25 protein-coding genes, 1 tRNA gene and 2 pseudogenes are annotated in these 26880 nt (G+C 64.9%); 13 read left to right on the forward strand and 15 right to left on the reverse strand.

Features of this window, described 5'->3' with window-relative positions; all coding sequences use genetic code 11:
- Positions 1 to 33: 33 nt before the first annotated feature.
- Positions 34 to 1275, forward strand: a complete 1242-nt coding sequence (locus ACVWW1_RS09580) for a threonine synthase (protein ID WP_456655606.1) — start codon at positions 34 to 36, stop codon at positions 1273 to 1275.
- 79 nt (positions 1276 to 1354) lie between these two features.
- A pseudogene (locus tag ACVWW1_RS09585) lies at positions 1355 to 2324 on the forward strand (tripartite tricarboxylate transporter substrate binding protein BugD).
- Positions 2325 to 2462: 138 nt separating this feature from the next.
- Here the strand turns inward: ACVWW1_RS09585 and ACVWW1_RS09590 are convergent.
- Positions 2463 to 4688 (reverse strand): lytic transglycosylase domain-containing protein, encoded by a 2226-nt coding sequence (locus tag ACVWW1_RS09590; protein WP_456655607.1) that lies wholly within the window; start codon positions 4686 to 4688, stop codon positions 2463 to 2465.
- A 292-nt stretch (positions 4689 to 4980) separates the two neighbouring features.
- On the opposite strand from ACVWW1_RS09590, the gene ACVWW1_RS09595 reads away from it, so the two are divergent.
- Entirely contained in the window at positions 4981 to 5829 is an 849-nt protein-coding gene (locus ACVWW1_RS09595; protein ID WP_456655608.1) for an SMP-30/gluconolactonase/LRE family protein, read from the forward strand.
- On the opposite strand, the gene ACVWW1_RS09600 is transcribed toward ACVWW1_RS09595, so the two are convergent.
- Entirely contained in the window at positions 5826 to 6053 is a 228-nt protein-coding gene (locus ACVWW1_RS09600) for a hypothetical protein (RefSeq protein WP_456655609.1), read from the reverse strand. The two genes, ACVWW1_RS09595 and ACVWW1_RS09600, sit on opposite strands and share 4 nt — an antisense overlap.
- A gap of 58 nt (positions 6054 to 6111) precedes the next feature.
- Between ACVWW1_RS09600 and ACVWW1_RS09605 the strand changes: the two genes are divergently transcribed.
- Positions 6112 to 6249: a hypothetical protein gene (locus tag ACVWW1_RS09605; RefSeq protein ID WP_456655610.1), complete on the forward strand. Its 138-nt coding sequence runs from the start codon at positions 6112 to 6114 to the stop codon at positions 6247 to 6249.
- A gap of 58 nt (positions 6250 to 6307) precedes the next feature.
- Here ACVWW1_RS09605 and ACVWW1_RS09610 read toward each other — a convergent pair whose 3' ends face one another.
- Genes ACVWW1_RS09610 through ACVWW1_RS09620 form a run of 3 tightly spaced genes read right to left on the reverse strand, consistent with a single transcriptional unit; the run spans position 6308 to position 9236 of the window.
- Positions 6308 to 7666 (reverse strand): TRAP transporter large permease, encoded by a 1359-nt coding sequence (locus ACVWW1_RS09610; protein WP_456655611.1) that lies wholly within the window; start codon positions 7664 to 7666, stop codon positions 6308 to 6310.
- On the reverse strand, positions 7663 to 8214 hold the full coding sequence (locus ACVWW1_RS09615; RefSeq protein ID WP_456656644.1) for a TRAP transporter small permease: 552 nt from the start codon (positions 8212 to 8214) through the stop codon (positions 7663 to 7665). Before ACVWW1_RS09615 ends, ACVWW1_RS09610 begins: the two co-directional genes overlap by 4 nt.
- Entirely contained in the window at positions 8214 to 9236 is a 1023-nt protein-coding gene (locus ACVWW1_RS09620) for a TRAP transporter substrate-binding protein (protein ID WP_176531108.1), read from the reverse strand. The genes ACVWW1_RS09615 and ACVWW1_RS09620 overlap by 1 nt, the downstream gene beginning before the upstream one ends.
- 317 nt (positions 9237 to 9553) lie before the next feature.
- Here ACVWW1_RS09620 and ACVWW1_RS09625 point away from each other — a divergent pair, with 317 nt between their 5' ends.
- Complete coding sequence (locus ACVWW1_RS09625; RefSeq protein ID WP_092114537.1) at positions 9554 to 9787, forward strand: pentapeptide MXKDX repeat protein; 234 nt, start codon at positions 9554 to 9556, stop codon at positions 9785 to 9787.
- A gap of 56 nt (positions 9788 to 9843) precedes the next feature.
- Here ACVWW1_RS09625 and ACVWW1_RS09630 read toward each other — a convergent pair whose 3' ends face one another.
- Both ACVWW1_RS09630 and ACVWW1_RS09635 read right to left on the reverse strand, forming a co-directional pair.
- Positions 9844 to 10200, reverse strand: coding sequence for a DUF6481 family protein (locus tag ACVWW1_RS09630; RefSeq protein ID WP_173642888.1), 357 nt, complete (start codon positions 10198 to 10200; stop codon positions 9844 to 9846).
- A 203-nt stretch (positions 10201 to 10403) separates the two neighbouring features.
- Positions 10404 to 10625, reverse strand: a complete 222-nt coding sequence (locus ACVWW1_RS09635; RefSeq protein ID WP_456655612.1) for a hypothetical protein — start codon at positions 10623 to 10625, stop codon at positions 10404 to 10406.
- Positions 10626 to 10811: 186 nt separating this feature from the next.
- Here ACVWW1_RS09635 and ACVWW1_RS09640 point away from each other — a divergent pair, with 186 nt between their 5' ends.
- Together ACVWW1_RS09640 and ACVWW1_RS09645 are read left to right on the forward strand one after the other, a co-directional pair.
- Positions 10812 to 10988, forward strand: a complete 177-nt coding sequence (locus tag ACVWW1_RS09640) for a hypothetical protein (protein ID WP_171947595.1) — start codon at positions 10812 to 10814, stop codon at positions 10986 to 10988.
- Positions 10989 to 11128: 140 nt separating this feature from the next.
- Complete coding sequence (locus tag ACVWW1_RS09645) at positions 11129 to 11416, forward strand: hypothetical protein (protein WP_456655613.1); 288 nt, start codon at positions 11129 to 11131, stop codon at positions 11414 to 11416.
- A 13-nt stretch (positions 11417 to 11429) separates the two neighbouring features.
- Here ACVWW1_RS09645 and ACVWW1_RS09650 read toward each other — a convergent pair.
- The 3 genes from ACVWW1_RS09650 to ACVWW1_RS09660 form a co-directional block, all read right to left on the reverse strand.
- A protein-coding gene (locus ACVWW1_RS09650; RefSeq protein WP_207832802.1) for an IS5 family transposase occupies positions 11430 to 12193 on the reverse strand; the annotation gives its coding sequence in 2 pieces (ribosomal slippage) (positions 11430 to 11855 and positions 11858 to 12193; 762 coding nt in all).
- A gap of 231 nt (positions 12194 to 12424) precedes the next feature.
- Complete coding sequence (locus ACVWW1_RS09655) at positions 12425 to 13768, reverse strand: IS1380 family transposase (RefSeq protein ID WP_456655614.1); 1344 nt, start codon at positions 13766 to 13768, stop codon at positions 12425 to 12427.
- A gap of 206 nt (positions 13769 to 13974) precedes the next feature.
- A complete protein-coding gene (locus ACVWW1_RS09660) occupies positions 13975 to 14151 on the reverse strand; it encodes a hypothetical protein (protein WP_171947593.1) in 177 nt (58 codons plus the stop codon).
- A gap of 208 nt (positions 14152 to 14359) precedes the next feature.
- Between ACVWW1_RS09660 and ACVWW1_RS09665 the strand changes: the two genes are divergently transcribed.
- The 3 genes from ACVWW1_RS09665 (at position 14360) to ACVWW1_RS09675 (ending at position 16314) form a co-directional block, all read left to right on the forward strand.
- The gene (locus ACVWW1_RS09665) at positions 14360 to 14575 is read left to right on the forward strand and encodes a hypothetical protein (RefSeq protein WP_050402491.1); all 216 of its coding nucleotides are present in this window, start codon (positions 14360 to 14362) and stop codon (positions 14573 to 14575) included.
- Positions 14576 to 14752: 177 nt separating this feature from the next.
- A complete protein-coding gene (locus ACVWW1_RS09670) occupies positions 14753 to 15682 on the forward strand; it encodes a 2-dehydro-3-deoxygalactonokinase (protein WP_456655615.1) in 930 nt (309 codons plus the stop codon).
- Positions 15679 to 16314 carry a 2-dehydro-3-deoxy-6-phosphogalactonate aldolase gene (locus ACVWW1_RS09675; protein WP_456655616.1) on the forward strand — a complete coding sequence of 212 codons (636 nt, stop codon included), beginning with the start codon at positions 15679 to 15681 and terminating at the stop codon, positions 16312 to 16314. Before ACVWW1_RS09670 ends, ACVWW1_RS09675 begins: the two co-directional genes overlap by 4 nt.
- 158 nt (positions 16315 to 16472) lie before the next feature.
- Here the strand turns inward: ACVWW1_RS09675 and ACVWW1_RS09680 are convergent, their stop codons facing one another.
- A complete protein-coding gene (locus tag ACVWW1_RS09680) occupies positions 16473 to 17816 on the reverse strand; it encodes an IS1380 family transposase (protein WP_338825421.1) in 1344 nt (447 codons plus the stop codon).
- A 149-nt stretch (positions 17817 to 17965) separates the two neighbouring features.
- Positions 17966 to 18271 carry a hypothetical protein gene (locus ACVWW1_RS09685; protein ID WP_092114532.1) on the reverse strand — a complete coding sequence of 102 codons (306 nt, stop codon included), beginning with the start codon at positions 18269 to 18271 and terminating at the stop codon, positions 17966 to 17968.
- A gap of 260 nt (positions 18272 to 18531) precedes the next feature.
- Between ACVWW1_RS09685 and ACVWW1_RS09690 the strand changes: the two genes are divergently transcribed.
- Entirely contained in the window at positions 18532 to 18945 is a 414-nt protein-coding gene (locus ACVWW1_RS09690; RefSeq protein ID WP_176531114.1) for an SRPBCC family protein, read from the forward strand.
- 608 nt (positions 18946 to 19553) lie between these two features.
- Positions 19554 to 19757: a hypothetical protein gene (locus ACVWW1_RS09695; RefSeq protein WP_456655617.1), complete on the forward strand. Its 204-nt coding sequence runs from the start codon at positions 19554 to 19556 to the stop codon at positions 19755 to 19757.
- Between the two features lie 455 nt (positions 19758 to 20212).
- Here the strand turns inward: ACVWW1_RS09695 and ACVWW1_RS09700 are convergent, their stop codons facing one another.
- The 3 genes from ACVWW1_RS09700 to ACVWW1_RS09710 all read right to left on the reverse strand — a co-directional run bounded on the left by ACVWW1_RS09700 (position 20213) and on the right by ACVWW1_RS09710 (position 21299).
- On the reverse strand, positions 20213 to 20668 hold the full coding sequence (locus tag ACVWW1_RS09700; protein ID WP_456655618.1) for a DUF992 domain-containing protein: 456 nt from the start codon (positions 20666 to 20668) through the stop codon (positions 20213 to 20215).
- 226 nt (positions 20669 to 20894) lie between these two features.
- Positions 20895 to 21029 carry a hypothetical protein gene (locus tag ACVWW1_RS09705; protein ID WP_456655619.1) on the reverse strand — a complete coding sequence of 45 codons (135 nt, stop codon included), beginning with the start codon at positions 21027 to 21029 and terminating at the stop codon, positions 20895 to 20897.
- 193 nt (positions 21030 to 21222) lie between these two features.
- A tRNA-Arg gene (locus ACVWW1_RS09710) sits at positions 21223 to 21299 on the reverse strand.
- A gap of 289 nt (positions 21300 to 21588) precedes the next feature.
- On the opposite strand from ACVWW1_RS09710, the pseudogene ACVWW1_RS09715 reads away from it, so the two are divergent.
- Positions 21589 to 26797: pseudogene (locus ACVWW1_RS09715) on the forward strand (alpha-2-macroglobulin family protein).
- Positions 26798 to 26880: the final 83 nt, after the last annotated feature.

Consider the following 26880-nt stretch of genomic DNA (forward strand, 5'->3'; position numbering starts at 1 on the left):
CAGTGGACCTAAGAACAAGAAGGATCAGAACCCGTGCACGACAACGACAACCTCACCATCGAACGCCCGACCTTCGTGACCCACCTCGAATGCGCGATGGAGGGCGATCATTATGCGGCGGATCAGGTGCACAACCTCTCCAAGGCCGGCAAGCCGCTGCTGGTGCGCTACGATCTCGCCGGGGTGAAGAAGGCGCTGACCAAGGACGCGCTGGCCGAGCGCCCCGCCGACCTGTGGCGCTACCGCGAGCTGTTGCCGGTGCGCAAATGCAAGGACATCGTCAGTCTCGGCGAAGTCACGACGCCGCTGATCCGGCTGCCGAAGCTTTCCGCACGGCTTGGCGGTGGCGAGATCATCGTCAAGGACGAGGGGCGGCTGCCGACCGGCTCGTTCAAGGCGCGCGGCCTCGTCATGGCGGTCTCGATGGGCAAGGCGCTCGGCATCAAGCACATGGCGATGCCGACCAACGGCAACGCCGGCGCGGCGCTCGCGGCCTACGCGACCTCCTGTGGGATCAAGACCACGATCTTCTGTCCGGCGGATACGCCGGAGGTGAATGTCAGCGAGATCGAGCTGCAGGGCGCCACCGTCTATCGCGTCAACGGCTATATCGACGACTGCGGCAAGATCGTCGGCGAGGGAAAAGCAAAAGTCGGCTGGTTCGATACATCGACCCTGAAGGAGCCGTACCGGATCGAGGGCAAGAAGACGATGGGCCTCGAGCTCGCCGAGCAGCTCGGCTGGGACGTGCCCGATGTGATCTTCTATCCGACCGGTGGCGGCACCGGCCTGATCGGCATGTGGAAGGCGTTCGACGAGCTCGAGAAGATCGGTTTCATCGGTTCGAAACGCCCGCGGATGGTCGCGGTGCAGGCCTCCGGCTGCGCGCCGATGGTGCGCGCCTATGAGGCCGGCACCGAACATGCGGCGCGCTGGGAGGACGCTCACACCATCGCCTCCGGCATCCGCGTGCCGCAGGCGATTGGCGACTTTCTCATCCTGCGCGCGGTGCGCGAGAGCAAGGGATTTGCGATCGCGGTCGACGACGACAAGATCACCGCCGCCCTCAACGAGGTCGCGCGCGAGGAGGGACTGCTGCTGTGCCCCGAGGGGGCAGCGACCTATGCCGCCTACAAGCAGAGCCTTGCCGACGGCCGCGTCACCAACGCAGACCGCGTGATGCTGTTCAATTGCGCCAGCGGCCTGAAATACCCGCTGCCGCCGGTGACCCGCGCGCTCGACCGGCACAAGCCGATCGACTTCTCGCAGTTCTGACGCCTCATCCGAAGGGCCATCTTGTCGAAAGATGGCCCTTCAAAAATGATACGACAAGGAAGATTGAGGGGAGCGCGTGATGCGGAAGCTGGTTCTGGCCGTGCTGGCGATGTTGTCGTTCACCGGGAGCGTTTCGGCGGAAACCTGGCCCGCGCACCCGATCACCATCGTCGTGCCGTTCGCCGCCGGCGGTCCGTCGGATGCGATGGCGCGCATCCTCGCCGAGCGCATGAAAGCGGTCGCTCGGCGAGGTGGTTCTGATCGAGAACGTGACCGGAGCGGGCGGCTCGCTCGGTGTCGGCCGTGCAGTGCGCGCGGCGCCGGACGGCTACACCGTCTCGTTCGGCCATCTCGGCACCCATGTCGCGAACGGCGCGATCTACAAACTCGGCTACGACCTCGTCGATGATCTCGAGCCGGTGGTGCTGCTGCCGAGCAATCCGATGATCATCGTCAGCAAGAACGCCGTGCCGGCGAAGTCGCTGAAGGAGCTGTTGGAGTGGCTGAAGTCGCGGCCGGCGCCGCCGACCGCGGGCACCGCCGGCGCCGGCAGCGGCAGCCATATCGCCGGGCTCTATTTCGAGAACGTCTCCGGCATCAAGCTGCAATACGTGCCCTATCGCGGCACCGGGCCGGCGCTGAACGACCTCGTCGCCGGTCAGATCGATATCATCGTCGACCAGACGTCGAACTCGATCAACCAGGTCCGCGCCGGCAACATCCGCGCCTACGCGGTCACCGATTCCAAGCGGGTCGCGAACGCGCCTGAGGTCCCGACGGTCGACGAGGCCGGCCTGCCGGGCTTCCACATGACGCTGTGGTCCGGCCTCTGGGTGCCGAAGGGCACGCCGAAGGAGATCGTGGACAAGCTCAACGTCGCGGCGATCCAGGCGATGAACGATCCTGCCGTGAAGAAGCAGCTCGAAAATCTCGGCTTGCAGATGCCGCCAAAGGACCAGCTCAAGCCGGACGCACTCGGCGCCTGGCAGAAGGCGGAGATTGCAAAATGGTGGCCGATGATCAAGGCCGCTAATGTGAAGGTGGATTGAGGGGGGTCCCTCCACGTCGTCCCGGCGAAGGCCGGGACCCATAGCCACCGCTGTGGCTTGTTCGCAAATCGTCGAGCCGATTGCCCCTTACGTCGGCCACGGCGTATGGGTCCCGGCCTTCGCCGGGACGACGCAGCATTATTGCGACGGCATTGTCTGCGCCGGCGCCGCGTTGCTCTCCTGCGTCACGACGCGCTCGCCGCTCTTTGCCGCCATCGCCGTGCCTGTGTCCTCGAACCGTGCCTGATAGACCGCGAAATTCTCCATCACGCGCTGGACGTAGTTGCGCGTCTCCGAGATCGGAATCCGCTCTACCCAGTCGACCGGATCGACCTTGGGATCACGCGGGTCGCCATAGGCCTTGATCCAGTCGCGGACGCGGCCGCGGCCGGCGTTGTAGCCGGCAAAGGTCATGATGTGGCAGCCGCGATATTCCGCCAGCAGCGCACTCAGTTCGGCGGCGCCCATCTGGGCGTTGTAGACCGGATCGGAGACCATCCGGCTCCAGTCGTAGCTGACGCCGAAACGCTTGGCGGTGTCGCGGCCGGCTTCGGGCGTCACCTGCATCAGGCCGACGGCATTGGCCGCCGACTTGTCGCGTTGATCGAACGCGCTTTCGGTGCGCGCGATCGAGTAGGTCATGCTGCGCCCGATATCGGGGGCGATCGGGGTGTGCTTGGGAATGCCGATGACCGGGAAGGCGTAATGGTCGAAGGCAAAGCCGCGCGCCAGTGCAATCTTGCCGATCTGCAGCATGGCGCGGGCATCGTTATGGCGGCCGGTGAGCTCGCCGAGCGCCTCGAGCATCCCGACATCTGCGCTTTCCTCGGCAAGGTCGGCGGCGAAATAAAGCACGATATCGGGCTCGCCGATCGCGTAGAGCATGTCGGCGGCACGCACGCGCTCGTCGGCCGCCATGCTGCCGGCGCTGGCCGCCGGCGAGGGCGCGCGCAACTCGACGCCGTCGCGGCCGAGCCTGGCCAGCGCGAGCTGACCATAATAGGCCGTCGGGTAGCGCGCCGCGGCCTGGTAGTCGGCCCGCATCGCCACACTGTTGCCGAGCGCCTCGGCGGCACGGCCGCGCCAATAGGCGGCGCGTGCCAGCACGGTCGGGTTGGTCTGGCCCTCGTCGATCCGTGCGAAATGCGCTGCCGCGGTCCTGGCATCGTCGAGATAGCGCAGCGCGATCCAGCCGCGCATGAAGTGCATGTCGGAGCGGTAATAGGGGTTGTCCGGCGGCGCCGCGGCGCGGATGACGTCATAGGCCGCCTGGTGCTCACCCTGGTCGAGCAGCTTGCGGGAGAGGATGCGGCGCTCGCGCCACCACTGGTCGGTGTCCTGCTGCGCCATCGTCTCGGGCGCCGCGGCAATCGTCACGCGCGCCGCATCGTCGATCCTGTTCTTCGCGAGCAGCCACTGGATGCGGCAGAGGGTGTAGCCGAGGTCGCTACGGGCGTCCGCCGGCACGTCGTTGAGCGTGTCCTCGGCCTTGTTGGATTGTCCGCGGACCGCGCCGCAAGCCTTCACAATGGCCAGCTCGTCGCTGCCGAGGTGCTGTGCTGCGCGCCTCGCGCCGGCGAGATCCTTGGCGCCGATCCGCTTGTCCATGCGCGCGCGATGATCGTCGCGCGCCAGCAGGTCCTTGAATGCGTCATAGGCGTCGCTCTCGGTGCGGTCGGATAGGTCTTCCGAGCGCCAGGCCTCGCGTACCAGCCGCGTGGCGCCGTCGCGATCGCCTTCGGCGAGCAGCGTGCGAGCGAGCGCGAACTTGCCCTTGGCGCTGATCGGCTGGTCGAGGGTGAAGCCGTGCACCGTGGCTGGATCACTGCGCTCCTGCCAGATCCGCGCTTCAGCCCGCTTGCGCAACAGCGTGACGCTTGGCCAGTCCGGATTCGCCGTGACGAATGCCGCATAGCGGCTGAACGGTGCATTCGACTCGGAGTGGCGCAGCAGATACCACTCGACGAGCTTCCGCCCGACGGGGTCGGTGATCTTTGCCTGGATATCGGTCGCGTCGCTGGTCTTGCCGCGGCGCGCCGCGACGATCGCGTCCCTGACCGCGGCGAGATCGCCCGACAATTGCGGCCCGGCGGGTTTCTCCGGCTCGGGCGCCTTCGAGGCCTCGGTGGACTTGGACGAAGCGGATTTGGCCTTCGCTGAGTTACGCTTGTCGGCGCCATGCCTAGCATGGCGCCGCTTGCCGGCGGCGCTCTCGCGCGTCGCCTTGGCGCCGTGCGCCTTCTTGTCCCCGTGGCCACTCTTGGCCTGGTGCTGATGATGCGGTTTGGCGCCCGCCTCAAGCGGAAGCAGCGCGAGCACGGCCACCGTGGCGAGGCACGCCAGCGGACGTAGGCAATGGTTCATTCCCTGGCCCCCCTGAAACGATCAGGCACAAACGGAACGCGTCGTACGCGGCACATCGGCCGCAGATTACCACCACCCTCGATTCTCGAGTCTTAATGCAGCTGCAACTCAACAGGGAAAACACGGCGAAATATGGAATATGACGTGCGGAACCCGCGGGAACCGGGTTTTTGAGGACGTTTTTGAAGGGCCCAAGACTCCGGTTTGACCGGTCCCAGCGGGGATATATTCTCATCAGACGTGCGGCGCGGCGCTTTCTCATGTCAGAGCTGTTCTTTCAGGCCGGTGCGTCATGACGGCTCGTCTCAGAACCATCCTGGATGGCGGGCGCTATTTCGAGGGCCCGCGCTGGCATCGCGGGCGCCTCTGGTTCGTCGACTGCATGGCGCGGATGCTGCTCAGCATCAGCCCGTCAGGCGAACGTCAGGAGTATGCTGCGGTGAGCGACGACACGCCGTGCGGTCTTGGCGTGCTGCCTGATGGCGACATCGTCGTGCTGACGATGTTCAGGAAGCGGCTGCTGCGGTTTTCCGGCGGCGCGCTGTCGCTGTATGCCGATCTCTCCGGGATCGCGACCGGTACGATCGACGACATGATCGTCGACGGGCAAGGCCGCGCTTACGTCGGCGATCTCGGCTTCAATCTGCCGCCGCCGGAGGGCCGCGGCGCCGTCGGCCGCATCATCCTGGTGATGCCCGACGGCAGCGCCCGCGTCGTCGCCGACGGCTTGCGCTTTCCCAACGGTATTGCCGTCTCCTCCGACCATCGCCGGCTCGTCGTCGCTGAGATGGATGGTGCCGGTCTCGCCGACTACGACATCGCGCCGGACGGCGGCCTGAGCCTTCGCGGGCGGTTCGGTCGCGTCAATGATCCCGACGGCATCTGCCTCGACGGCGAGGGCGCAGTCTGGGTCGCGTCCTTCACCGAAGACGCGTTTGTCCGGATCGATCGCAATGGTGTGGAGCGCGCGCGCATCGCGGTGCCCGGCCGCCGCGCGCTCGCCTGTGCACTCGGCGGCGCGGACCGCAGCACGCTGTTCTGCCTAAGCGCGGAGACGTCCTACGAAGAGCTGCGGAAGGGCAAATCGGTGTCGCGGATCGACGTCGTCGAGGTCGATACTCCGGGCGACGGCTATCCCTAGCCGGGGCGAGATTGCTTCTTCTTTTGCTTCTCTTTCTTCTTCAGTATCTCGGCCTGGCTCCTGAAGGCGCGGGCCAGGGAGCGCATCTGATCGGCGACGATTGCGTCCGCGGTCGCCGATGCGACCCGTTCCGCGGTCTGCGCCTGCTTGCGAATTGCCTTGGCCATTTTCATGAAGGACCCAATTGCGCTGCGTCGTCCTGGTTCCCGCGCCAGCGACCGCATCTTGCGGTCTTGAGTTTTGTTCCTGTTTCGTTCATATTGGGCATTCCGGGAGAATGCCATGGACGCCGAGCGAGACCGCGAAATCATCAGGCTCTGGAATGAGCTCCGCCGGCTGCAGCGCGAGGGACGTCCAACGGCGCTGATGGTCCGCCGGATCGAGAAGGCCTTGGCTGCGAGGGAGCAGGAGGCGGCCTGAAGCTCCGGTTTGACGCGTTTGCTTCAGGCGACCGGTGCCTTGTTCGTCCGAAAACGGCTTAGCGCCCGCCGTCCGGCCCCATCACCAGATTGGGCAGCCAGGTCGAGATCTCCGGGAAGAAGCACAGCATCAGCACCGCGAACATCATCAGCAGCACGAAGGGCAGCGTGCCCCAGATCACCTCGCTCAGGGGGATGTCGGGCGCGACGTTGCGGATGACGAAGATGTTGAGCCCTACCGGCGGGTGGATCAGGCCCATCTCCATCACGATGGTCATGACGACGCCGAACCAGATGATGTCGAACTCGGCGGCGCGGAGCGGCGGCAGGATGATCGGCGCGGTCATCAGGATGATCGAGACCGGCGGCAGGAAGAAGCCGAGCACGATCACCATCACGAGGATCGCAAACAAGAGCTCCCAGCGCGGCAGGTGCATCGCGACGATCGCCTCCGCCGCCGATTGCGAGATGTGCAAATAGCTCATCACATAGGAATAGAGCAGCGACATGCCGATGATCAGCATCAGCATGGTCGATTCACGAATGGTGGATTTCAGGATCGGCGACAGATCGCTGGGTTTCCACACGCTGTAGATCACGGCGATCAGTCCGAGCGCCAGGAGGCCGCCGAGGCCGGCAGTTTCCGACGGCGTCGCGTAGCCGCCATAGAGCGCGATCATCACGCCCGTTAGCAGCAGCACGAACGGGATCACGCGCGGCAGCGCGCTGAAGCGTTCGGCCATGGTGAACTCGTCGCGCTGCAGGATCGCGGCATCCTTGCCGGTCGCGTCGTAGACGGCGCGGGCCATGGCGTATTCCTTGCGGAACCGGAACACGGCGTAGAGGCCGAACAACGACACCAGCAGCAGTCCGGGGCCGATGCCGGCCAGAAACAGCCGTCCGAGCGATTTCTCGGCGGCGACGGCAAACAGGATCATTGTGATCGAGGGCGGCAGCAGGATGCCGAGCGTGCCGCCGGCGGCGATGATCCCCGCGGCAAAGCCGCCGGAATAGCCGCGCTTGCGCATCTCGGGGATGCCGGCCGAACCGATCGCCGAGCAGGTCGCGGGCGAGGAACCGGCCATCGCCGCGAACAACGCGCAGGCGAACACGTTGGCGACGCCGAGGCCGCCGGGCACGCGGTGCAGCCAGGCATGCAGCGCCGAGTAGAGATCCTGGCCGGCGCGCGATTTGCCGATCGCCGCGCCCTTCAGGATGAACAGCGGGATCGACAGCAGCGTGATCGAGGCCATCTCCTCGTAGACGTTCTGGGTCACCGTATCGAGCGAGGCCGCCGGCATGTAGATCGCCATGAAGGCGACGGCGACCGCACCGAGCGCGAACGCGATCGGCATGCCGGAGAACATCGCAAACAGGGTGGCAAGCCCGTAGGAGATGCCAATACCAAACACGGTCATCGGCGCGCGCCACCGGTCAGCGGAATGAGGATTTGCAGAAGGAGCTGCACGCAGAGCAGCGTCATGCCGAGCGCCATCAGCCCGTAGGGGATGGCGAGCGGCGGCGACCACATCGAGTTGGACACCTGGCCGTCGACATAGGCTTCGTGCGCCAGGGTCCAGGACTTCCAAGCGAAGAAGGTGCAAAACGCGAAGCTTGCGACATCGACCAGCCACAGCCTGATGCCGTTGGCGCGGGCCGAGAGCAGGCCGACGAACGCCTCGATGCTGACATGGCCGCGCTGGCTCTGCACATAGGCCGAGGTCATGAAGGTGGCGCCGACCAGCAGGAATACGGCGGCCTCGTCCTGCCAGTAGTTCGGGCTGTGGAACAAAGCGCGGCCGAGCACGCTGTAGCTCAGGATCACGCAGGCCGCGATCAAGGCCAGCGCGGCGAACACCACGATGATGTTGTTGCAGACGGACAGCGCCCGCCCGAGCAGAGCCACGGGTGCATTGCCGGTGGCCGTGCTTGCGGTTTCGGCTTGATCCGCGACCGGACCATGCATCATGCGGCGACGTCGCTTGCGAGCTTCAGCAGGTTGGCGGCAGTCGTCGTCTTGGCACCATAGTCCTTCCAGGCGGTATCGCGCGCGATGTCGCGCCACTTGCCGACAATGGCGGCGTCGAGCGCGCTGACCTTGGCGCCTGCCTTTTCATAGACCTTGGTGACTTCGGTATCGTCGTCCTGCGCCCCCTTGCGGCCGAACGCCTCGAGCTCGGCGCCGACAGCGAGGATGATGTCCTGCTGGTTCTTCGGCAGCTTGTCGAAGATCGCCTTCGACATCATCAACGGCTCCAGCATGAACCAGTAGGAGGCGCCGGCGCCCGAGGTCAGCGACTTCGCAACTTCCTCGAGGCGGAACGAGATCAGGCTGGTGGAGGAGGTGATGCCGGCATCGCAGGCGCCGGTCTGCATCGCGGCGTAGATCTCGTTTGAGGGCACCGATAGCACGGCGGCGCCGGCGGTCTGCAGCACCATGTCCATCTCGCGCGAGCCGCCGCGCACCTTGAGGCCCTTGGCGTCTTCGGGCGCCACGATCGCCTTGGAGCGGCTCGCGACGCCGCCGGCCTGCCAGACCCAGGAGATCAGCAGAATGCCCTTGTCGGCAAGGAAGTCGCTCAGCGCCTTGCCGACGGGCTCCTTCTTCCAGCGCAGGCCCTGGTCGTAGGTCGTGACCAAGCCCGGCATCAGGCCGATATTGGTTTCCGGCAATTCGCCGCCGGCATAGGGCATCGGATAGAGGCTGAGATCGAGCGCGCCCTTGCGCATCGCCGAGAACTGCGCGTTGGTCTTGATCAGCGAGGAGTTCGGATAGACCTCGGCAGTGAGGTCGCCGCCCGAGCGCTTGGCGACCTCGGCCGCGAACATCCGGCACAGCCTGTCGCGGAAATCGCCCTTGTCGATGGTGCCGCCGGGGAACTGGTGCGAGATCTTCAGCGTGGTCGCGGCATGCGCGGTCCCGACACCCATCCGCAGGACGGCGGGTGCGGCGAGGGCGGAAGCGAGGACGTGGCGACGTGTGAGCATGGTTGTTCCCCTGAAGAGCTTCTTGAGTGGCTGTTAGACCGGCGCGGAGCTTTAGCTTAGCCGGTCTTCGCGTGAAACTTCTCTAGTCTGATAGTTCGAGGCGCCCTGTTAGTGCGGGCCGGCAGGCGGTCGCAAGTCTTGCCGTTGCTGCGGCGCACACTGCGCCGCCGCCCGATCCTCGCGCGATGAGCGATGGGCGTACGCGCCGGGATGCTTCAAGAATTTGTTATTGAAGGTAACAACCGGCGGCGCAAGTGCGTCGAGGAGAGAGCGGCAAGTCGTCGCGCTCACATTCGACCACACAAGGGATCATCATCATGACCACCAAGACCCGCCTCGGCCTTTCCGCCGCGCTGCTCTCGTTCAGCCTCGCGCTTGCGCCCGCCGCCTTCGCTCAGGACAAGATGGGCAAGGACGATGCGATGAAGAAGGAAGGCACGATGTCCAAGGATGCCATGAAGAAGGACGATGGCATGATGAAGAAGGACGACGCCATGAAGAAGGATGGCGGCGCGATGATGAAGAAAGACGACGGCATGAAGAAGAACTGACCGCCGCCACCGCTCATCCTTCACAGGCCCGCCGCCGTGGCGGGCCTGGTTGCGCCTCAGCGCTTCTTCTTGCCGCGCTCCTTGCGCGCCGCGTAGCGGGCGTCGCGCTTGGCCTTCTGCTCGGCCTCGAGCGCAGCCAGTCGTGCGGTTTCCTCTTCCTTCTCCCGCGCAATGCGGGCGGCCTCGGCTGCGGCGGCCTCTTCCTCGCGGCGCTTCCGTTCGGCCTTCTCGATTTCACGGGCTTCCCTGGCCTTGGCGCGGCGTTCGGCGATAGCCGCGCGCTCCTCGGCCCGTGCCTTCACGGTCGGATCGTCAGCGCCCGGCTGGGTGCGAAACTTGTTGAGGAGGTTTTGCCGCGCCTGCAGGGCCGCTTTCTGGCGGTCGGCAAAACCCGGTTCCTTGAAGCCACTCATAGAGGAAGCCTGCTGCTTTCTGTTCGTTGATGGATGGGGTTCGGTTCGGCGTTCAATAAGTGAATGGCAGCGAAAAGGCCAGTGGTGAACGAGGGGCTGTGGAGCAAAGGAGATATGAGCGGACAGCAAATGGCCGGCGGCGGTCTTTGCGCCGGCTGGCGGCCGGCGTGGTGAGTGGTTGGTCACCGAACCTGCCGACAGGCCTAGCCGCGCTGAAACTGCTCGCGCCGCCCATTGCCGAGCACCTTGGCGACTGTCTCGGCGGTCATCGCGCTCCGGTCCGAGGCGCGCTGCGCTTCCAGCCTGTCGCGCGCCTTTTCGGTGATCAGGAGGCTGATCAGCCGCAATCTGCTGGTCTCGTCGACAACTTCCGAGAGCAGCTGCCTGTAACGCTGATAATCGTAACTCGCTTCTTGTTCGCTCACCGGCACGCCCCGCACACGCGCTCCACTCAGCGAGCAGTTTTTCGCGAGTCGCGCGAGCCCGCAATGGAATTGCAGGTCCGATCGCTGCCGGCGCGCATTTCGTTGTGCGACTGTTGCAGAATTGATCGCACGCAACCGTGCAAACGGTCATGATGCGGGCGATAGCAAGAGGGAACCGAGGCGGCCATGAGCGAATCCGAAGACGGAGGCAACCGCCGCGGGGCGCTAATCGGACTGCTGGTCGCGGTGGTCATGCTCGCGGTCGGTCTCTGGCTTGCGCATGACCTGACGGCGGCGAGCAAGATGCAGGACTGCCTGATGTCGGGCCGGACCAACTGTAATGTGATCGAGCCGGCGCGCTGACCCTGCCTTGCGGCAGTGCAATATCGCTCCCACATCGAGCCCAAAGACTCGGGCTGAACTGTTTGGTCCCGGTTGTGACTGCGGTCACACGCGGGCAGGCGGGCTGCCTCGACTCCCAGAGATCGGCGGGAACCAAGGCCATGATGTCTAAGCTGTGGTCCGGAACGGGCGCGGCACTGGCCGCCGCAGCCGCGGCGGGTGCCGTTTTGGTAGCGTATCTATCCCTGACGCTGGCGTCGCCAGAACCGGTGTCGAGCGCGGCGCTCGGGCCGGCTTGGCAATGCAGCCGGGTGGCTTTCGTGCTGACCACCTGCACGCGGGCGGACGAGGATGAACAAGAGGCCAGGGCTGAGCGCGAGGTCAAGGCTGAGCGCGAGGTCAAGGCGATCCCGGTGCGGGCCAAGGACGATTGTCCGCCGGAACCCTAGGTGGTGTGGATACTTACCGCATCCAAAGGACGATGGCTGCGAGAGTGACGACGGCTAGGTAATTTCGGGCGGTCTTTTCGAAGCGGGTTGCGACGCGTCGGAACTGCTTGAGCTTTGAGAAGCAGCATTCGACGAGGTGACGCTGGGCATAGAGGTGCTTGTCCAGCGGGTATTTGAGTGCGCGTGACGGGTTGTTGGGGATGACGGCGAGCGCGCCCTTGGCGGCGATGGCTTGGCGCAAATGATCGGCGTCATAGGCCGTATCGGCCATGACGACCTCGGCAGGTAGTCCCTCGATCAATGCGGCAGCTTGCGGTGCATCGCCCTTCTGGCCTGCGGTCAGCGCGAACCGTACGGGACATCCCAAGCCACGAACGGCCATATGTATCTTGGTGCTCAGGCCACCGCGCGAGCGGCCGATCGCCTGATCTTCAGACCCCCTTTTTTGGCCCCGGCGGCGTGCTGATGCGCCCGGACGATGGTGGAATCGACGATCAAATATTCGAAGTCCGGATCATCGGACATCGCCTCGAAGATCCGCCACCAGACGCCCTTGATGCTCCACCGACTGAAGCGCCGGAACACGCTGTTCCAATCCCCGAACGCCTCCGGGAGATCACGCCAGGGAGAGCCCGTGCGAACAATCCAAAGTACACCTTCCACGAACATCCGATTGTCGCGCCCAGTGGAGCCCTTCTGGTCGGGGCGACCTATGATCAGCGGCGCCATCCGCTCCCAAGCCGCGTCGCTCAATACCAAACGGTCCATCACACCCAAGACTGCCTCCCCAAAAGCAGTCTTGAATCTGATTTGCGCCTAAAAGGGAATCCTTAGAGTCCACACCACCTAGCCCGTCTTATTCATGATTGCCGGGCGGGGCAGCTGGAACATTTCCGGTCGGGGTGAAGGCGCGCGCGAACGCTTCGGCTTTTTCGCCGCTTTTCGACCCGACTTCGTGAACGCGTTGGAGGACGGCAGCGGGGTGACCGGGGGCTCATGCCCCGCGCGTCAGGGTGCTTGCGGGACCAGAGCGTTTGCCAAGCCGCGGAACAGGTCGGCGTCGGGGCACGCCGCAGCGAAGGCGAGACGGACGCGGGTGGCGGTCTCGATGACGCGGGCTGCGATCTTGAGAAGCCTGAGCCTGATCGTGTTGAACTCGGCCGTTGCCAGATCGCGCGGCTTTGGGATGGCATCGCGCACGGCGAGGATGAGCCAATAGGCGGCGGTGTGGAAGACGAGGCGGACCTGGTTGGCGAGCGCCGAGCGGCAACTGGTGCGATCGGAGGCGAGCTGGGTCTTGTGCAGCTTGATCAGGTTCTCGGCCTGTCCGCGAGCGCAATAGAGGCTGTCATAGATCCACTCAGCCGAGCCGATATCCAGGCTGGTGACGACGTAGCGGACGTCGAGCCCTTGTTGGGTTGCCTCGATGCGGGCGACGACGCGGCGCTCACGATGCCAGGAGCCGGCCGCGTGGCGGGTCTCGGTGTAGCCGCGAACCACGATCTTGTTCTCGATCGCACGTTCGGTTCGAACTGCATCACAGACCTCGTCGACCTTTCTGGCGAGCGGCTTCGTGCCGGCTAGCGCGAAGATGTAATCGACGCCGTTTTGCTCGCAAAAAGTCATCGCCTCGGGGCCGGCGTAATGGCTGTCGCCGCGGAAGGTGATACGCGTATCGGGCCAGCGCCGGCGAATGCGCCGAACCAGGCGGCGCAGGTGTGCCCGCACCTCGCGGCCGCTCGGCGTCTTGCCGGGGCGCAGGATGACCGCAACAGGCCGGCTGTGCTCGGTGTCGTAGACGTGGATCGGCAGGAAGCAGTGTTCATCATAATGGGCGTTGAACAGCGAGAGTTGCTGACGGCCATGCACCACGTCGACCGTGTCGTCGATGTCGAGCGTGATTGCGCTCGGCGCTCGCGCGTAGCTGTCCATCCATAGGTCAACCAGCACAGAGCTCAGCCGGATCACCTCGCGCAGGTGTGGTGCATTCTCCAGGCGCGATAGGGTCGGCTGCGAACACAGATCCCGGCCAGTGTCCGGCAGTCGGCCGCAAGCCAGCTTGAACGCCGGATCGCCGCGTAAACGATCGAGATCATTGCCATCCTCGTAGCCACACGCGATGGCGAAGATGCGGGCGCGGATCATATCCGCAAGGCTGTGCACGATGCGTCCCGGATCGCGCCGCTCGGGGAATACGCAGGACAACTTCGCGGCCAAGCCGAGGCGCCGGTCCGCCATGGCCAGAAGCATGACGCCGCCATCCGACGTCAGCTTGCCGCCGTCGAACGAGGCTGTGATCTTCCTGCGGGAAACGGCTGGAAATGAGAACGGCAGACTCGTATCGTCGGTCATGGCGAGTGTGGCGGCCCGGATGCGTGGAGGGTGGGTGTCAGCAACCGAATCCTACGCCATCTCAGCGGCTTACGCCACGCTCGCCAGCCTCTCAACAAGCCGCTGATGAATAAGACGGGCTAGCATTCTTAGTTTTTGAGGTATCGCCTTCACGCTGACGGCTACCCACTTCGCGCGAGAGCGCCGGGCCGCGGCCGTATTTCAAACTATTTCTTGGTGGCGCCACGCGGCTTGATGGAGAGGCCAAGGCGCATCGCCATCTTCTTGATTCGCTCCGGGGAACGGCCGGTCGCCTTCACGACCTCCTCCAGCGACTTGGAGGAGCGCGCCAATTCCATCAGTCGTCGGTCCTCCTTGAACGACCACCGCGGCTTTCGGGCCATCTTGTTGGTATCCTTGTGCATTGCTGGGCAACAAAGCCGCCAGGCGGGGTCGCCTGACGGCCTTGCCGGTGTGGGCCCGGACCTTGGGGAAATGTCCGGTGGATAAGCAATACTGCTTCCGGATCAGGTCGCAATTGAAACCGAAATTTAACCTAACCTATCAAGGTTACTTGCAAGAATACTTGGATAGAGCGTGGCAGGAGGCCTTATGCGCAAGGTCGCCATTTTGAGTGCCGCAGCATTTTTACTGTCCGGTTGCTGGTCCGACCCGGAGGTCACGGGATCGACCAACAGCTGCGCGGCCAATCTTTACAGCCAGTACAATCCCAAGGTCATGGATCAGTGCGTCAATGCCTGCATCAAGTGTGACCATGGCAACGTCACGACCTGCACGACCTCCTGTACGCTGAAGGGCGCGCGGTAACCGATCCGCGCACTCACCGACGCGAACAGGGCCCAGCGGTCGCATGCGCGCGCGTTCGCGTGACCGCGCGGCGTCGCGATATTGGCGCGCCTTGCGCAGCGTGATGAACGCCGTTATCGCGTCTGGTCAGCGGCGCCATCGCCGAGCCGGAAACCAAAAAGCGTGGAACAGAGCGCGATGAGCGGGCCTTCCTATGTCGCGGTCGATTGGGGCACCAGCAGCTTCCGGCTCTGGCTGATGAGCGCTGGCGGCGAGGTGTTCGGCGAACGGCGCAGCAACGAGGGTATGACGGTGGCCGCTAGGGCCGGCTTTGCGTCGGTGCTGCAATCGCATCTCGACGCGCTGGGCGCGACGGCCAACCTTCCGGTCGTGATCTGCGGCATGGCCGGCGCGCGGCAGGGCTGGGTCGAGGCCGGCTATGTCGACACACCAGCGCATCTCTCCGATATCCTCAAAGGCGCCGTCGTGGTCAGGGGGCAGCCGCGCGATATCCGCATCCTGCCCGGGATTGCACAGCGCGATGCTGCGGCACCCGATGTGATGCGTGGCGAGGAAACCCAGTTGCTCGGCGCGCTTGGTCTGGAGGCGCCGGGTGAGGCCCTCGTTTGCATGCCGGGAACCCATTCCAAATGGGTGCGCTTGCGCGGTGGAACGGTCGAGCGCTTTGCGACCTTCATGACCGGCGAGTTGTTCAGCGTGGTTGCGCGCGACACCGTTCTCTCGCATGCCGTCGCCGGCGCGGAAGAGGCCGTTGATACCGATGCGTTCCGCTCTGCTGTCATCGAGGCGTTCGCAACGCCGGCGCTATCGGCCAATTTGCTGTTTCGGGTGCGATCCCGGCAGTTGCTGTTCGGCGGCAGCGCGCAGACGGCCCGTGAGACGATCTCCGGCACGTTGATCGGTGCCGAGCTGGCGGCCGGCCTTGCGGAGCGGGAGCGAGCAACGCCGGTTACGCTGATTGCATCGGGCCGGCTGCAGCGGCTCTATCGGATCGCGCTCGAAAGCCTTTCGATTCCGCTCAACGTGATGGATGCGGAGGAGGCGGTTCGCCGTGGCCTCGCCGGCGCCGCGGCGGCGATCTGGACCAATTTAGGGATCAACGCATGAGCATTCCGTTTCCTCCGATGAAGCGTCCGCTGGTCGCGATCCTGCGCGGCGTCAAGCCGGACGAGGCCTTGGGCATCGTGAGCGCGCTGCTCGAGGCTGATATGACCGCGATCGAGATTCCGCTGAACTCGCCCGAGCCGTTCCGTTCGATCGAGATTGCAGCGAAGCGGGCGCCTGCTGATGTCCTGATCGGCGCCGGCACGGTGCTGACCGCGGAAGACGTCGATCGTCTCCATGACGCCGGCGGACGCCTCATGGTGTCGCCGAACGTCGATGTCGACGTGTTGGCGCGCGCGCAGCACCACGCGATGATCACGATGCCCGGTGTGTTCTCGCCGACGGAAGCGCTGCTCGCCGCACGCGGGGGCGCCTCGAGCCTGAAGTTCTTTCCGGCAAGCGTGCTCGGCGCTTCCGGCATCTCGGCGATCCGCGCCGTGCTGCCGCCGGATGTGATGCTCGCCGCGGTCGGCGGCGTCTCGGACCAGAATTTCGCGGAATACGTGAAGGCGGGCATTCGCGCCTTCGGTCTCGGCAGCAGCCTCTACAAGCCGGGCATGACGGCCGCCGATGTTGCGGTCAGGGCGAAAGTCACGATCGAGGCGTATGACAGGGCCGTGCAGGGCGCGAGCTAGCCCGTCTTATTCATGATTGCCGGGCGGGGCAGCTGGAACATTTCCGGTCGGGGTGAAGGCGCGCGCGAACGCTTCGGCTTTTTCGCCGCTTTTCGACCCGACTTCGTGAACGCGTTGGAGGACGGCAGCGGGGTGACCGGGGGCTCATGCCCCGCGCGTCAGGGTGCTTGCGGGACCAGAGCGTTTGCCAAGCCGCGGAACAGGTCGGCGTCGGGGCACGCCGCAGCGAAGGCGAGACGGACGCGGGTGGCGGTCTCGATGACGCGGGCTGCGATCTTGAGAAGCCTGAGCCTGATCGTGTTGAACTCGGCCGTTGCCAGATCGCGCGGCTTTGGGATGGCATCGCGCACGGCGAGGATGAGCCAATAGGCGGCGGTGTGGAAGACGAGGCGGACCTGGTTGGCGAGCGCCGAGCGGCAACTGGTGCGATCGGAGGCGAGCTGGGTCTTGTGCAGCTTGATCAGGTTCTCGGCCTGTCCGCGAGCGCAATAGAGGCTGTCATAGATCCACTCAGCCGAGCCGATATCCAGGCTGGTGACGACGTAGCGGACGTCGAGCCCTTGTTGGGTTGCCTCGATGCGGGCGACGACGCGGCGCTCACGATGCCAGGAGCCGGCCGCGTGGCGGGTCTCGGTGTAGCCGCGAACCACGATCTTGTTCTCGATCGCACGTTCGGTTCGAACTGCATCACAGACCTCGTCGACCTTTCTGGCGAGCGGCTTCGTGCCGGCTAGCGCGAAGATGTAATCGACGCCGTTTTGCTCGCAAAAAGTCATCGCCTCGGGGCCGGCGTAATGGCTGTCGCCGCGGAAGGTGATACGCGTATCGGGCCAGCGCCGGCGAATGCGCCGAACCAGGCGGCGCAGGTGTGCCCGCACCTCGCGGCCGCTCGGCGTCTTGCCGGGGCGCAGGATGACCGCAACAGGCCGGCTGTGCTCGGTGTCGTAGACGTGGATCGGCAGGAAGCAGTGTTCATCATAATGGGCGTTGAACAGCGAGAGTTGCTGACGGCCATGCACCACGTCGACCGTGTCGTCGATGTCGAGCGTGATTGCGCTCGGCGCTCGCGCGTAGCTGTCCATCCATAGGTCAACCAGCACAGAGCTCAGCCGGATCACCTCGCGCAGGTGTGGTGCATTCTCCAGGCGCGATAGGGTCGGCTGCGAACACAGATCCCGGCCAGTGTCCGGCAGTCGGCCGCAAGCCAGCTTGAACGCCGGATCGCCGCGTAAACGATCGAGATCATTGCCATCCTCGTAGCCACACGCGATGGCGAAGATGCGGGCGCGGATCATATCCGCAAGGCTGTGCACGATGCGTCCCGGATCGCGCCGCTCGGGGAATACGCAGGACAACTTCGCGGCCAAGCCGAGGCGCCGGTCCGCCATGGCCAGAAGCATGACGCCGCCATCCGACGTCAGCTTGCCGCCGTCGAACGAGGCTGTGATCTTCTTGCGGGAAACGGCTGGAAATGAGAACGGCAGACTCGTATCGTCGGTCATGGCGAGTGTGGCGGCCCGGATGCGCGGAGGGTGGGTGTCAGCAACCGAATCCTACGCCATCTCAGCGGCTTACGCCACGCTCGCCAGCCTCTCAACAAGCCGCTGATGAATAAGACGGGCTAGGCCCGGTCGTAATTCTTGACCGCGGGCTAATCGTCGCGCTTTCCGCCGTCGATCACCCTGAATAGCGGGGCTGCCTCGCGAGGATTCTCGAGCAGCTCTTCGACCATGGCGATCGCGGCCGCGACGTATTTCCCGGTCGCGGCGTCCAGCGGCCGTTCGGCTTCGTCTGCCAGCGCGAGCTTGGCGCCTTCGAGCAGTTTGCGGGTGCGGATAGCGGACTCGTCGCCGGAAGTCAGGGCGGCGCGCGCGATCGATCGCAGCACGAACAGCTCGCCCTCCAGCCGCAGCAGGCGGTCGTTCAGCTTGCTCAGCACAGTATTCAGGTTCCGCATGTCGTCCTCTCCGGGCGTTGGACCCGTCTTCCATACACGGTCATTCCTGACGAAATTCTTGTGCCGGCCACACACCATTTGGTTTGTTGAACGGCGTCGCCGGCCGCCTCATGTTTCCGGCGGCCCTGGCTCGCGCTGTCGTCCGGCGGAGCGATTTGTGGATCACGGCGAATAGCACTAGTAGAGTGTCCGCGGTCCGGCGGCCCCGGCCGGGTGCCGTGGGCGCATCCGCTTCATTTAGGAACGACGAAGGAACGCATTTGAAGATTGCCGTCGAAACGATCGTTGCCGCGCCGATCGCAGATGTCTGGCGCGCCTACACCACGCCCGACGACATCAAGCAGTGGAATGCGGCCTCCGACGATTGGCACACCACTGCTGCGACCGTGGACCTGCGCGCCGGTGGCGCATTCTCGTCGCGGATGGAAGCCAAGGACGGCAGCATGGGGTTCGATTTCGCCGGCACTTACACCAAGGTCGAGGCACCCCGGCTGCTCGAATATGCGTTCGGCGACCGCACCGCGCAGGTCGCGTTCACGCCTGAGGCGGGAGGCGTCAAGCTGCAGGTCAGCTTCGACGGCGAGGATACCCATTCGGTCGAGCAGCAGCGCGGCGGCTGGCAGGCGATCCTGGATAATTTCAAGCGCTACGTCGAGGCAAAGCAGCGGTCCTGATCCGGCCACTGGAGGCGACGTGATCGATGCAGCAAGGGTCTGGCAGCTTGTGCTGCCAGCGAGACTGCAACCAAGCGCAAGCGGATCGACCAGATGCTGGAAGAATTGAGAGCCGGCGGGGTCTATATGAGAATGGCGCATCGGCCGAGCAAACGGGCGAGGTGATCGTTCTCTCGGCGCGATCGCGAAGGTCGTCAGGAGCAAATGCGATGCGTTGTGTCTTGGCACTTGGCCTACTGGTCATCCTGTGTGTGTCTGCGAGCGCCGCAACACGGCGTCACTCCCACACACGCCAACCCGCAACCGTTCGTTCGCCCACGTCTGCAACGCCGTCGGCGCGCTTCGCCGTTCCTGGCTGGAGCGACGAGGCGACGCGGCAATGGCTCGACCGCGCGTCGGAAAATGCCGGCCGAGGCGGATAGTGCGGTAGCCCCTTGGCGCCATATTCAATCGGCGTCGTCCTCCTCGGTTCCCCGAGAGTTCGATGCCGAGCGCCCGCTGTATTGCCGGGGAGCGCTCGCGGCCCTTCTCGTGCTCACGCCTTCGCTTTCACGTAGTTCCTTCCGCGCGCGCCGTGCGGTTCGCATCGCTCGCTTGATGTTTGAATCATGCGAGTCCTCGTCGAAGAAGAGGACGATCTCGCAGCTTGGGCACTGACGCGAGTAACCGTTCTGCAGCCGCTTGGCGCGATCACGAAAGACGTTCTTGCAGCGAGTGCAACGGATCTGGACGGAGTCTTCCATATCGATCCCAAAATATCGACGAACAATGAGCGCGCTGGCAACCGCTTTGAGGAAGCAATTCCAGATTAAGAAATCACGAAACACGCCGCCCAAGATCGCTGCGAGAATCGGAACCTGCAACGTGGCGAACAGAATACGTTCGGCATCTCAAGCGCCGTCGGAACTTTGTTCACGCACGGAGAACTACGGAATCGTTTCGTGCGCTGAATGATAAAGAACAAGACGCGATCTCAGAGCAGACTGTGCGCATCAAAAAAGAAAAGCCTCAGCGCGTGGGCCGTGCTGAGGCCAAGTTGACACTTTGGTCGTGAGGCACCGTCACCAGCGCCTCGGTGCTTAACCTACCTTTGTTTCTCTGCAGCCAAATAGCCCATATGGGCCATGATCGTTGGCACAGAACGTGCAGAGTTGGAGCTGTCAGGATTTTGCATCACCTTCCTGGGGCTAGGAGCAGCGCCGTCCGCCTATATTTCAAGCGGGCGGCGTTGTGCATTTCGGCAGCCGGTACGTGGCTTCGATCAGGATCAGCGATCCATCGGCCGAATTTCCAGGCTCTCGATCTTGACCGGCGGAGTCGAGAAAGCATCCTCGTTCAACGGAAGCAGCGTGATCGGAGTATTCGTGCCGCCGGTGAGGACATTGTCGCCCGCGCCGCTTTCGTGCGCGTAACTGCCGGCGAGTTGGTCGAGCCCGAGCCACGGCACTGGCGCCATCACCTTCCAGATCATTGCGACTTCCTCGTCGCCGATGAAAATGCCGAGGTTGGGAATGGCTGCGACGTAACGACTGTCCGGTGCGCTATCGGCATGCAGCACGCAATCGAGATTGGTCACCGCGCCGAGGACGAAGCCGGTGTCGGGGGCGCCGCGACACGCGAGCGTTCCGGCCTGCACCTGTTGTGCCTCAGCGGTTGCGATGGGTGTGGCGAGAACTGCCGCGCCCCACACCGCAACGATGACCCAATGACCCGTTGTACGCATGGCGCTGTACAACGCGAATGGACGCGCAATCGGTCCACGCTCTCGCGCGCGGCCTTCGTTGGTGGTTAAGAGAACCTTAGAATTGGGGTCGCTAACGAAACTACGCCGCCGGGCTCGAAATGAATTGTCCCGACGGCGGTCTGTTTCAACCTGGGCCCGCAATCCCAGTGATGTTCTGTCTGCAAGACCGGCGCCAAGGTTCGAGGACCCCGTATTCATACGGGCGTTAGCGTCTCGCGACAGTCTGGTGTTGGCTGCTGACCTTCTTGTGCCCCGGCGGAGGTCCGATTGTCACCCAGACCACCGCGGCAATCACCATTGCCGTCAGGATCGCGCCGACCAAGGGCTGATCGTTGTCCATGCTCCGCGCCTGTTCAGATATGTTGCTCGAGCTTCCGCATCTCCTGCAGGCGAGCCAGGCAGAAATCCCGGTACAATTCGTTGATGAAATCCCACATGACCGAATCCCCTTTTGGTGCAATGACGGGACGCTACCCCGGCTTTGTTTCCGGCCGGCTTCGCGGCTTCCGGAAAATGGCTTCATCGAGGGGGAGTGGCGATCCCGGCAGGATTCGAACCTGCAACCCGCGGAGTAGAAATCCGCTACTCTATCCAGTTGAGCTACGGGACCGTGGCCGCCTTGTAGCACCCGCAATATGAAAAATCCGCCTTTCCGCCAAGTCCGTCCGAACCGATTTTTGTGGTCAGACGACAAAGGCGAGCAGGGGTCCCGTCCTGTGTTGGCCAGACCCGCCCGCCGAGCCGGCATGACGCTGCCGCCGGGGCAGGTCGAAGGAATGTCGGCAATGCAATCTGCGACGTTTTCGTCCGTTCATGTCAGCGCCTTCACTCCGTCACCTTTTCGCGCATTTTTTAGCCCCAACGCGGCGGTCGACCGCGGGGCGTTCAGGAGCTCCATCATGATCGGATTGGTTCGTGCGGCCGCAATTTGCGCCACGCTGGCGCTCGGCTTGGTGAGCGCCCAGGCTGCGGACAAGGCCTTCAGGCGCGACGATCTCGCGGATTCCGCGATCAAGCTGGAAGCCCAGATCAAGAGCGAGGCGGGCGCGGTCAACAAGTCGGCGGCGACCTTGCGCACCGACGCGGACGCAGCCTTCAAGCGCAATGATTTCCGCGGCGGGCTCACGATCCTCGGCCAGATCGCGGCAACCGCGCCCGAGGACGGCGCCAACTGGCTGCGGCTTGCCAGGACCGTGTTCCAGATCCGCTCCGCCAGCTCCAGCGAACAGACCTTCCTGGTGGAGCGCGCCTCCACTGCCGCCTACATCGCCTATCAGCGCGCCGGCAATGCGGGCGAGGAGGCCGATGCGTTGGCCGTGCTCGGCAAGGCGCTCGCGGAGCGCAAGCTGTGGCGTCCGGCGCTCGACGCGCTGCGGCTGTCGCTCGACCTGCGCGAGGTCGCCGATGTCCGGGGCCAGTATGAGAAGATGCGCGACGAGCATGGCTTCCGGCTGCTCGATTATACCGTCGATTCCGATGCGGCCTCGCCGCGGGCCTGCTTCCAGTTCTCCGAGGAACTCGCCAAGCGCGTCGACTTCGCGCCGTATCTCGCACTGGCCGGCACCGACAAGCCGGCTTTGTCGGCGGAAGGCCAGCAGCTCTGCGTCGACGGGCTGAAGCACGGCGAGCGCTACAACATCAATCTGCGCGCCGGCCTGCCGTCGACCGTCAAGGAGACCCTGCCGAAATCCGCTGAGTTCAACATCTATGTCCGCGACCGCAAGCCGTTCGTGCGGTTCACCGGGCGGGCCTACGTGCTGCCGCGGACCGGCCAGCGCGGTATCCCGGTGGTCAGCGTCAACACGCCGGCGGTCACGGTCAACGTGTTCCGGATCGGCGACCGCAACCTGATCAACACCGTGATCGACAGCGACTTCCAGAGCACGCTGAGCCGCTATCAGCTCTCCGATCTCGGCGACCAGCGTGGCGTCAAGGTGTGGTCCGGCGAGCTCGCCACCGCCACCACGTTGAACCAGGACGTCGTCACCGCATTTCCGGTCGACCAGGCGCTCGGCGACCTGCAGCCGGGTGTCTACGTCATGACCGCCGCGGCCAAGGGGCCGGGCAGCGACGATGACGGCACGCTGGCGACGCAATGGTTCATCGTCTCCGACATGGGCCTGTCGGCCTTCTCCGGCAACGACGGTATCCACGTCTTCGTCAATTCGCTGGCCTCGACCGAACCGGTCGCCAATGCCGACGTGAAGCTGGTCGCCCGCAACAACGAGATCCTGGCCACCCGCAAGACCGATGCAGCAGGCCATGTGCTGTTCGAGCAGGGGCTGGCACGCGGCGAGGGTGGATTGTCGCCGGCACTGCTGACGGTGACGGGCGAGAAGGCCGACTACGCCTTCCTGAGCCTGAAGACCAACGCTTTTGACCTCACCGACCGCGGCGTCGCAGGGCGGGCGATCCCGGCCGGTGCGGACGCCTTCGTCTACGCCGAGCGCGGCGTCTATCGCTCCAACGAGACCGTCTATTTGACCGCGCTGCTGCGCGACGGACAGGGCAATGCCTTGACCGGGACGCCGCTGACCATGGTGATCGAGCGGCCCGACGGCGTCGAATTCCGCCGCACCGTGCTGCCCGACCAGGGCGCTGGCGGCCGCATGCTGGCGGTGGCGCTGAACTCCGCGGTGCCGACGGGGACCTGGCGGGCACGTGTCTTTACCGATCCCAAGGGCTCGTCGGTCGGCGAGACCACCTTCATGGTCGAGGATTACATCCCCGAGCGGATCGAATTCGACCTGACCAGCAAGGAGAAGGTGATCAAAGCTGAAGTTCCAGTGGAACTTCAGGTTTCCGGCCACTTCCTCTTATGGCGCGCCGGCCTCGGGCCTGCAGCTCGAAGGCGACATGCTGGTCGCGCCAGCAGCAACCGGCCGACCCGGCTATGCCGGCTACCAGTTCGGCGTCGACGACGAGCAGACCGCGAGCAACGAGCGGACCCCGATCGAGGACCTGCCGGAGGCCGATGCCAATGGCGCGGCGAGCTTCCCGGTCAAGCTCGACAAGGTCCCGGCCTCGACCCGGCCGCAGGAGGCCCAGATCTTCATCCGCATGGCGGAGACCGGCGGCCGTTCGGTCGAGCGCAAGATCGTGCTGCCGGTGGCGCCTGCGGCCTCGCTGATCGGCGTCAAGCCGTTGTTCGGCGACAAGAGTGTGGCCGAGGGCGCCAAGGCCGAGTTCGACGTCGTGTTGGTCGCGCCCGACGGCAAGCAGCTGTCGCGCAACGGGCTGCGCTACGAGCTGTTGAAGCTGGAGTCGCGTTACCAATGGTACCGGCAGAATTCGTCCTGGCAGTATGAGCCGGTCAAATCGACCCGCCGCGTCGCCGACGGCGACGTCAATCTCGCGGCCGACAAGCCGATGCGCCTGACCTTCCAGCCGCAGCCCGGCCGCTACCGGCTCGATGTGAAATCGACCGACGCCGATGGTCCGGTGACCTCGGTGCAGTTCGATGTCGGCTGGTATTCCGACGGCAGTGCCGACACGCCCGACCTGCTCGAAACCTCGATCGACAAGCCGGAATACCAGTCCGGCGACACCATGACGGTGTCGGTCAACGCGCGCACCGCCGGCAAGCTCACGGTCTACGTGCTGGGCGACCGCCTGCTGACGACCCAAAGTGTCGACGTCAAGGAGGGCACCCAGCAGGTCAAGCTACCGGTCGGCAAGGACTGGGGCACCGGCGCCTATGTCATGACGACGCTGCGCCGACCGCTCGATGCCGCCGCCGGGCGCATGCCGGGCCGCGCGATCGGGCTGAAATGGTTCGGCATCGACAAGAAGACACGCACACTGGCCGTCGAGCTCTCGCCACCCGCATTGGTGCGGCCGGGCACGGCGCTGAAGATCCCGGTCAAGCTCGGCGGGCTCAATCCCGGCGAGGACGCCAAGGTGGTGCTCGCCGCGGTCGATGTCGGCATCCTCAACCTGACCAACTACAAGCCGCCGGCGCCGGATGACTACTATCTCGGCCAGCGCCGCCTGACTGCCGAGATCCGTGACCTCTACGGCCAGCTGATCGACGGCATGCAGGGCACCCAGGGTCAGATCCGCAGCGGCGGTGACGCAGCCGGCGCCGAGCTGCAGGGCTCGCCGCCGACGCAGAAGCCGCTCGCGCTCTATTCCGGCATCGTCACGGTCGGTCCCGACGGCACTGCCGAGGTGAGCTTCGACATCCCCGAATTCGCCGGCACGGCGAGGGTGATGGCGGTGGCGTGGAGTGCCACCAAGCTCGGCCGCGCCAATGTTGATGTCATCGTGCGCGATCCCGTGGTGGTGACCGCGACATTGCCGCGTTTCCTGCTGACCGGTGACAAGGGCACCATCAGCATGGATATCGACAACGTCGAGGGCGCCGCCGGCGATTACGCCATCAGCGTCAAGGCGAGCGGCCCGATCAAGGCTTCGGGTAATCCGACCACGACCGTGAAGCTTGCCGCCAAGCAGCGCACGTCGCTGTCGCTGGGCCTCGAGGCCGGCGGCGCGGGGCGCGCCGATTTCGACGTCGACATTTCCGGGCCGAACGGGATAACGTTGGCGCGGCACTATGCGCTCGACGTCAAGCCGGCGACCCAGGTGCTGGCGCGCCGCTCGATCCGCACGCTGGCGAAGGGCGAGAGCCTGACGCTGACCTCCGACATGTTCTCCGATCTGGTGCCGGGCACCGGCAGCGTCTCGGTCTCGGCGAGCCTGTCGACCGCGCTCGATGCGGCGAGCATTCTGAAGGCGCTCGACCGCTACCCTTATGGCTGCTCCGAGCAGATCACCAGCCGCGCGTTGCCGCTGCTCTATGTCAACGATCTCGCCGCCGGCGCCCATCTTGCGATGGACACCGCGGTCGACCAACGCATCCGCGATGCGATCGAGCGGCTCCTGGCGCGGCAAGGATCGAATGGCTCGTTCGGCCTGTGGTCGGCAGGCGGCGACGACGCCTGGCTCGACGCCTACGTCACCGACTTCCTGACCCGGGTCCGTGAAAAGGGCTTTGCGGTGCCGGACGTGCTGTTCAAGAACGCACTCGACCGCGTCAGAAACTCGGTGGTCAATGCCAACGAGCCGGAGAAGGACGGCGGCCGCGATCTGGCCTACGGCCTCTACGTGCTCGCCCGTAACGGCGCTGCGCCGATCGGCGACCTGCGCTATCTCGCCGACACCAAGCTGAACAATCTGGCGACGCCGATCTCCAAGGCGCAGCTGGCCGCGGCGCTGGCGCTGGTCGGCGACAAGGCGAGGGCGGAGCGGGTCTATGGTGCCGCGCTCGACGCGCTGAACCCCAAACCGGTGATCGAGTTCGGCCGCGTCGATTACGGCTCGGCGCTGCGCGATGCGGCCGCGCTGGTTTCGCTCGCAGGCGAGGGCAATGCGCCGCGCACGACGCTGACCCAGGCCGTGCTGCGGGTCGAAGCGGCGCGGGGGCTGTCGCCTTACACCTCGACGCAGGAGAATGCGTGGATGGTGCTGGCGGCACGCGCGCTCGCCAGGGAGACGATGGCGCTCGACATCAACGGCCAGCCGGTCAAGACCGCAGTCTATCGCAGCTACAAGGCCGAGGAGATGACGGGCCAGCCGCTCAAGATCACCAACACCGGCGATGCGCCGGTACAGGCGGTGATCTCGGTGTCGGGCTCGCCGGTGACGCCGGAGCCCGCCGCCTCCAACGGCTTCAAGATCGAGCGCAGCTATTTCACGCTCGACGGCAAGCCGGCCGACGTCAGCAAGGCGAAACAGAATGACCGCTTCGCAGTTGTGCTGAAGGTGACGGAAGCCAAACCGGAATTCGGTCACATCATGGTGGCCGACTATCTGCCGGCGGGGCTCGAGATCGACAATCCGAACCTGGTGTCGTCGGGCGATTCCGGCACGCTCGAGTGGATCGAGGACGGTGTCGAGCCGAAGAACACCGAGTTCCGCGATGACCGCTTCACTGCGGCGATCGACCGGGGCGCCAATGACAAGTCGGTGTTCACGGTCGCCTATGTCGTGCGCGCGGTGTCGCCGGGCAATTACGTGCTGCCGCAGGCCTATGTCGAGGACATGTACAACCCCTCGCGCTACGGCCGCAGCGGCACCGGTGCGGTCGAGGTGAAGCCGGCGAAATGAGTGATCGTGGAATGAGCAAGGACGCGCGTCCAAAACTCTTCTCGTCATGGCCGGGCTTGACCCGGCCTTCCAGGGACACGTCC

The organism is Bradyrhizobium sp. JR3.5 (genome assembly GCF_054057015.1).

What these genes read in the sequence shown, in the direction of transcription:
- ACVWW1_RS09590 (WP_456655607.1), bottom strand. Translation starts at nt 4,688, where the DNA reads ATGAACCATTGCCTACGTCCGCTGGCGTGCCTCGCCACGGTGGCCGTG.
- ACVWW1_RS09595 (WP_456655608.1), top strand. Translation starts at nt 4,981, where the DNA reads ATGACGGCTCGTCTCAGAACCATCCTGGATGGCGGGCGCTATTTCGAG.
- ACVWW1_RS09600 (WP_456655609.1), bottom strand. Translation starts at nt 6,053, where the DNA reads ATGCGGTCGCTGGCGCGGGAACCAGGACGACGCAGCGCAATTGGGTCC.
- ACVWW1_RS09605 (WP_456655610.1), top strand. Translation starts at nt 6,112, where the DNA reads ATGGACGCCGAGCGAGACCGCGAAATCATCAGGCTCTGGAATGAGCTC.
- ACVWW1_RS09610 (WP_456655611.1), bottom strand. Translation starts at nt 7,666, where the DNA reads ATGACCGTGTTTGGTATTGGCATCTCCTACGGGCTTGCCACCCTGTTT.
- ACVWW1_RS09615 (WP_456656644.1), bottom strand. Translation starts at nt 8,214, where the DNA reads ATGCATGGTCCGGTCGCGGATCAAGCCGAAACCGCAAGCACGGCCACC.
- ACVWW1_RS09620 (WP_176531108.1), bottom strand. Translation starts at nt 9,236, where the DNA reads ATGCTCACACGTCGCCACGTCCTCGCTTCCGCCCTCGCCGCACCCGCC.
- ACVWW1_RS09625 (WP_092114537.1), top strand. Translation starts at nt 9,554, where the DNA reads ATGACCACCAAGACCCGCCTCGGCCTTTCCGCCGCGCTGCTCTCGTTC.
- ACVWW1_RS09630 (WP_173642888.1), bottom strand. Translation starts at nt 10,200, where the DNA reads ATGAGTGGCTTCAAGGAACCGGGTTTTGCCGACCGCCAGAAAGCGGCC.
- ACVWW1_RS09640 (WP_171947595.1), top strand. Translation starts at nt 10,812, where the DNA reads ATGAGCGAATCCGAAGACGGAGGCAACCGCCGCGGGGCGCTAATCGGA.
- ACVWW1_RS09645 (WP_456655613.1), top strand. Translation starts at nt 11,129, where the DNA reads ATGATGTCTAAGCTGTGGTCCGGAACGGGCGCGGCACTGGCCGCCGCA.
- ACVWW1_RS09655 (WP_456655614.1), bottom strand. Translation starts at nt 13,768, where the DNA reads ATGACCGACGATACGAGTCTGCCGTTCTCATTTCCAGCCGTTTCCCGC.
- ACVWW1_RS09660 (WP_171947593.1), bottom strand. Translation starts at nt 14,151, where the DNA reads ATGGCCCGAAAGCCGCGGTGGTCGTTCAAGGAGGACCGACGACTGATG.
- ACVWW1_RS09665 (WP_050402491.1), top strand. Translation starts at nt 14,360, where the DNA reads ATGCGCAAGGTCGCCATTTTGAGTGCCGCAGCATTTTTACTGTCCGGT.
- ACVWW1_RS09670 (WP_456655615.1), top strand. Translation starts at nt 14,753, where the DNA reads ATGAGCGGGCCTTCCTATGTCGCGGTCGATTGGGGCACCAGCAGCTTC.
- ACVWW1_RS09675 (WP_456655616.1), top strand. Translation starts at nt 15,679, where the DNA reads ATGAGCATTCCGTTTCCTCCGATGAAGCGTCCGCTGGTCGCGATCCTG.
- ACVWW1_RS09680 (WP_338825421.1), bottom strand. Translation starts at nt 17,816, where the DNA reads ATGACCGACGATACGAGTCTGCCGTTCTCATTTCCAGCCGTTTCCCGC.
- ACVWW1_RS09685 (WP_092114532.1), bottom strand. Translation starts at nt 18,271, where the DNA reads ATGCGGAACCTGAATACTGTGCTGAGCAAGCTGAACGACCGCCTGCTG.
- ACVWW1_RS09695 (WP_456655617.1), top strand. Translation starts at nt 19,554, where the DNA reads ATGCGAGTCCTCGTCGAAGAAGAGGACGATCTCGCAGCTTGGGCACTG.
- ACVWW1_RS09700 (WP_456655618.1), bottom strand. Translation starts at nt 20,668, where the DNA reads ATGCGTACAACGGGTCATTGGGTCATCGTTGCGGTGTGGGGCGCGGCA.
- ACVWW1_RS09705 (WP_456655619.1), bottom strand. Translation starts at nt 21,029, where the DNA reads ATGGACAACGATCAGCCCTTGGTCGGCGCGATCCTGACGGCAATGGTG.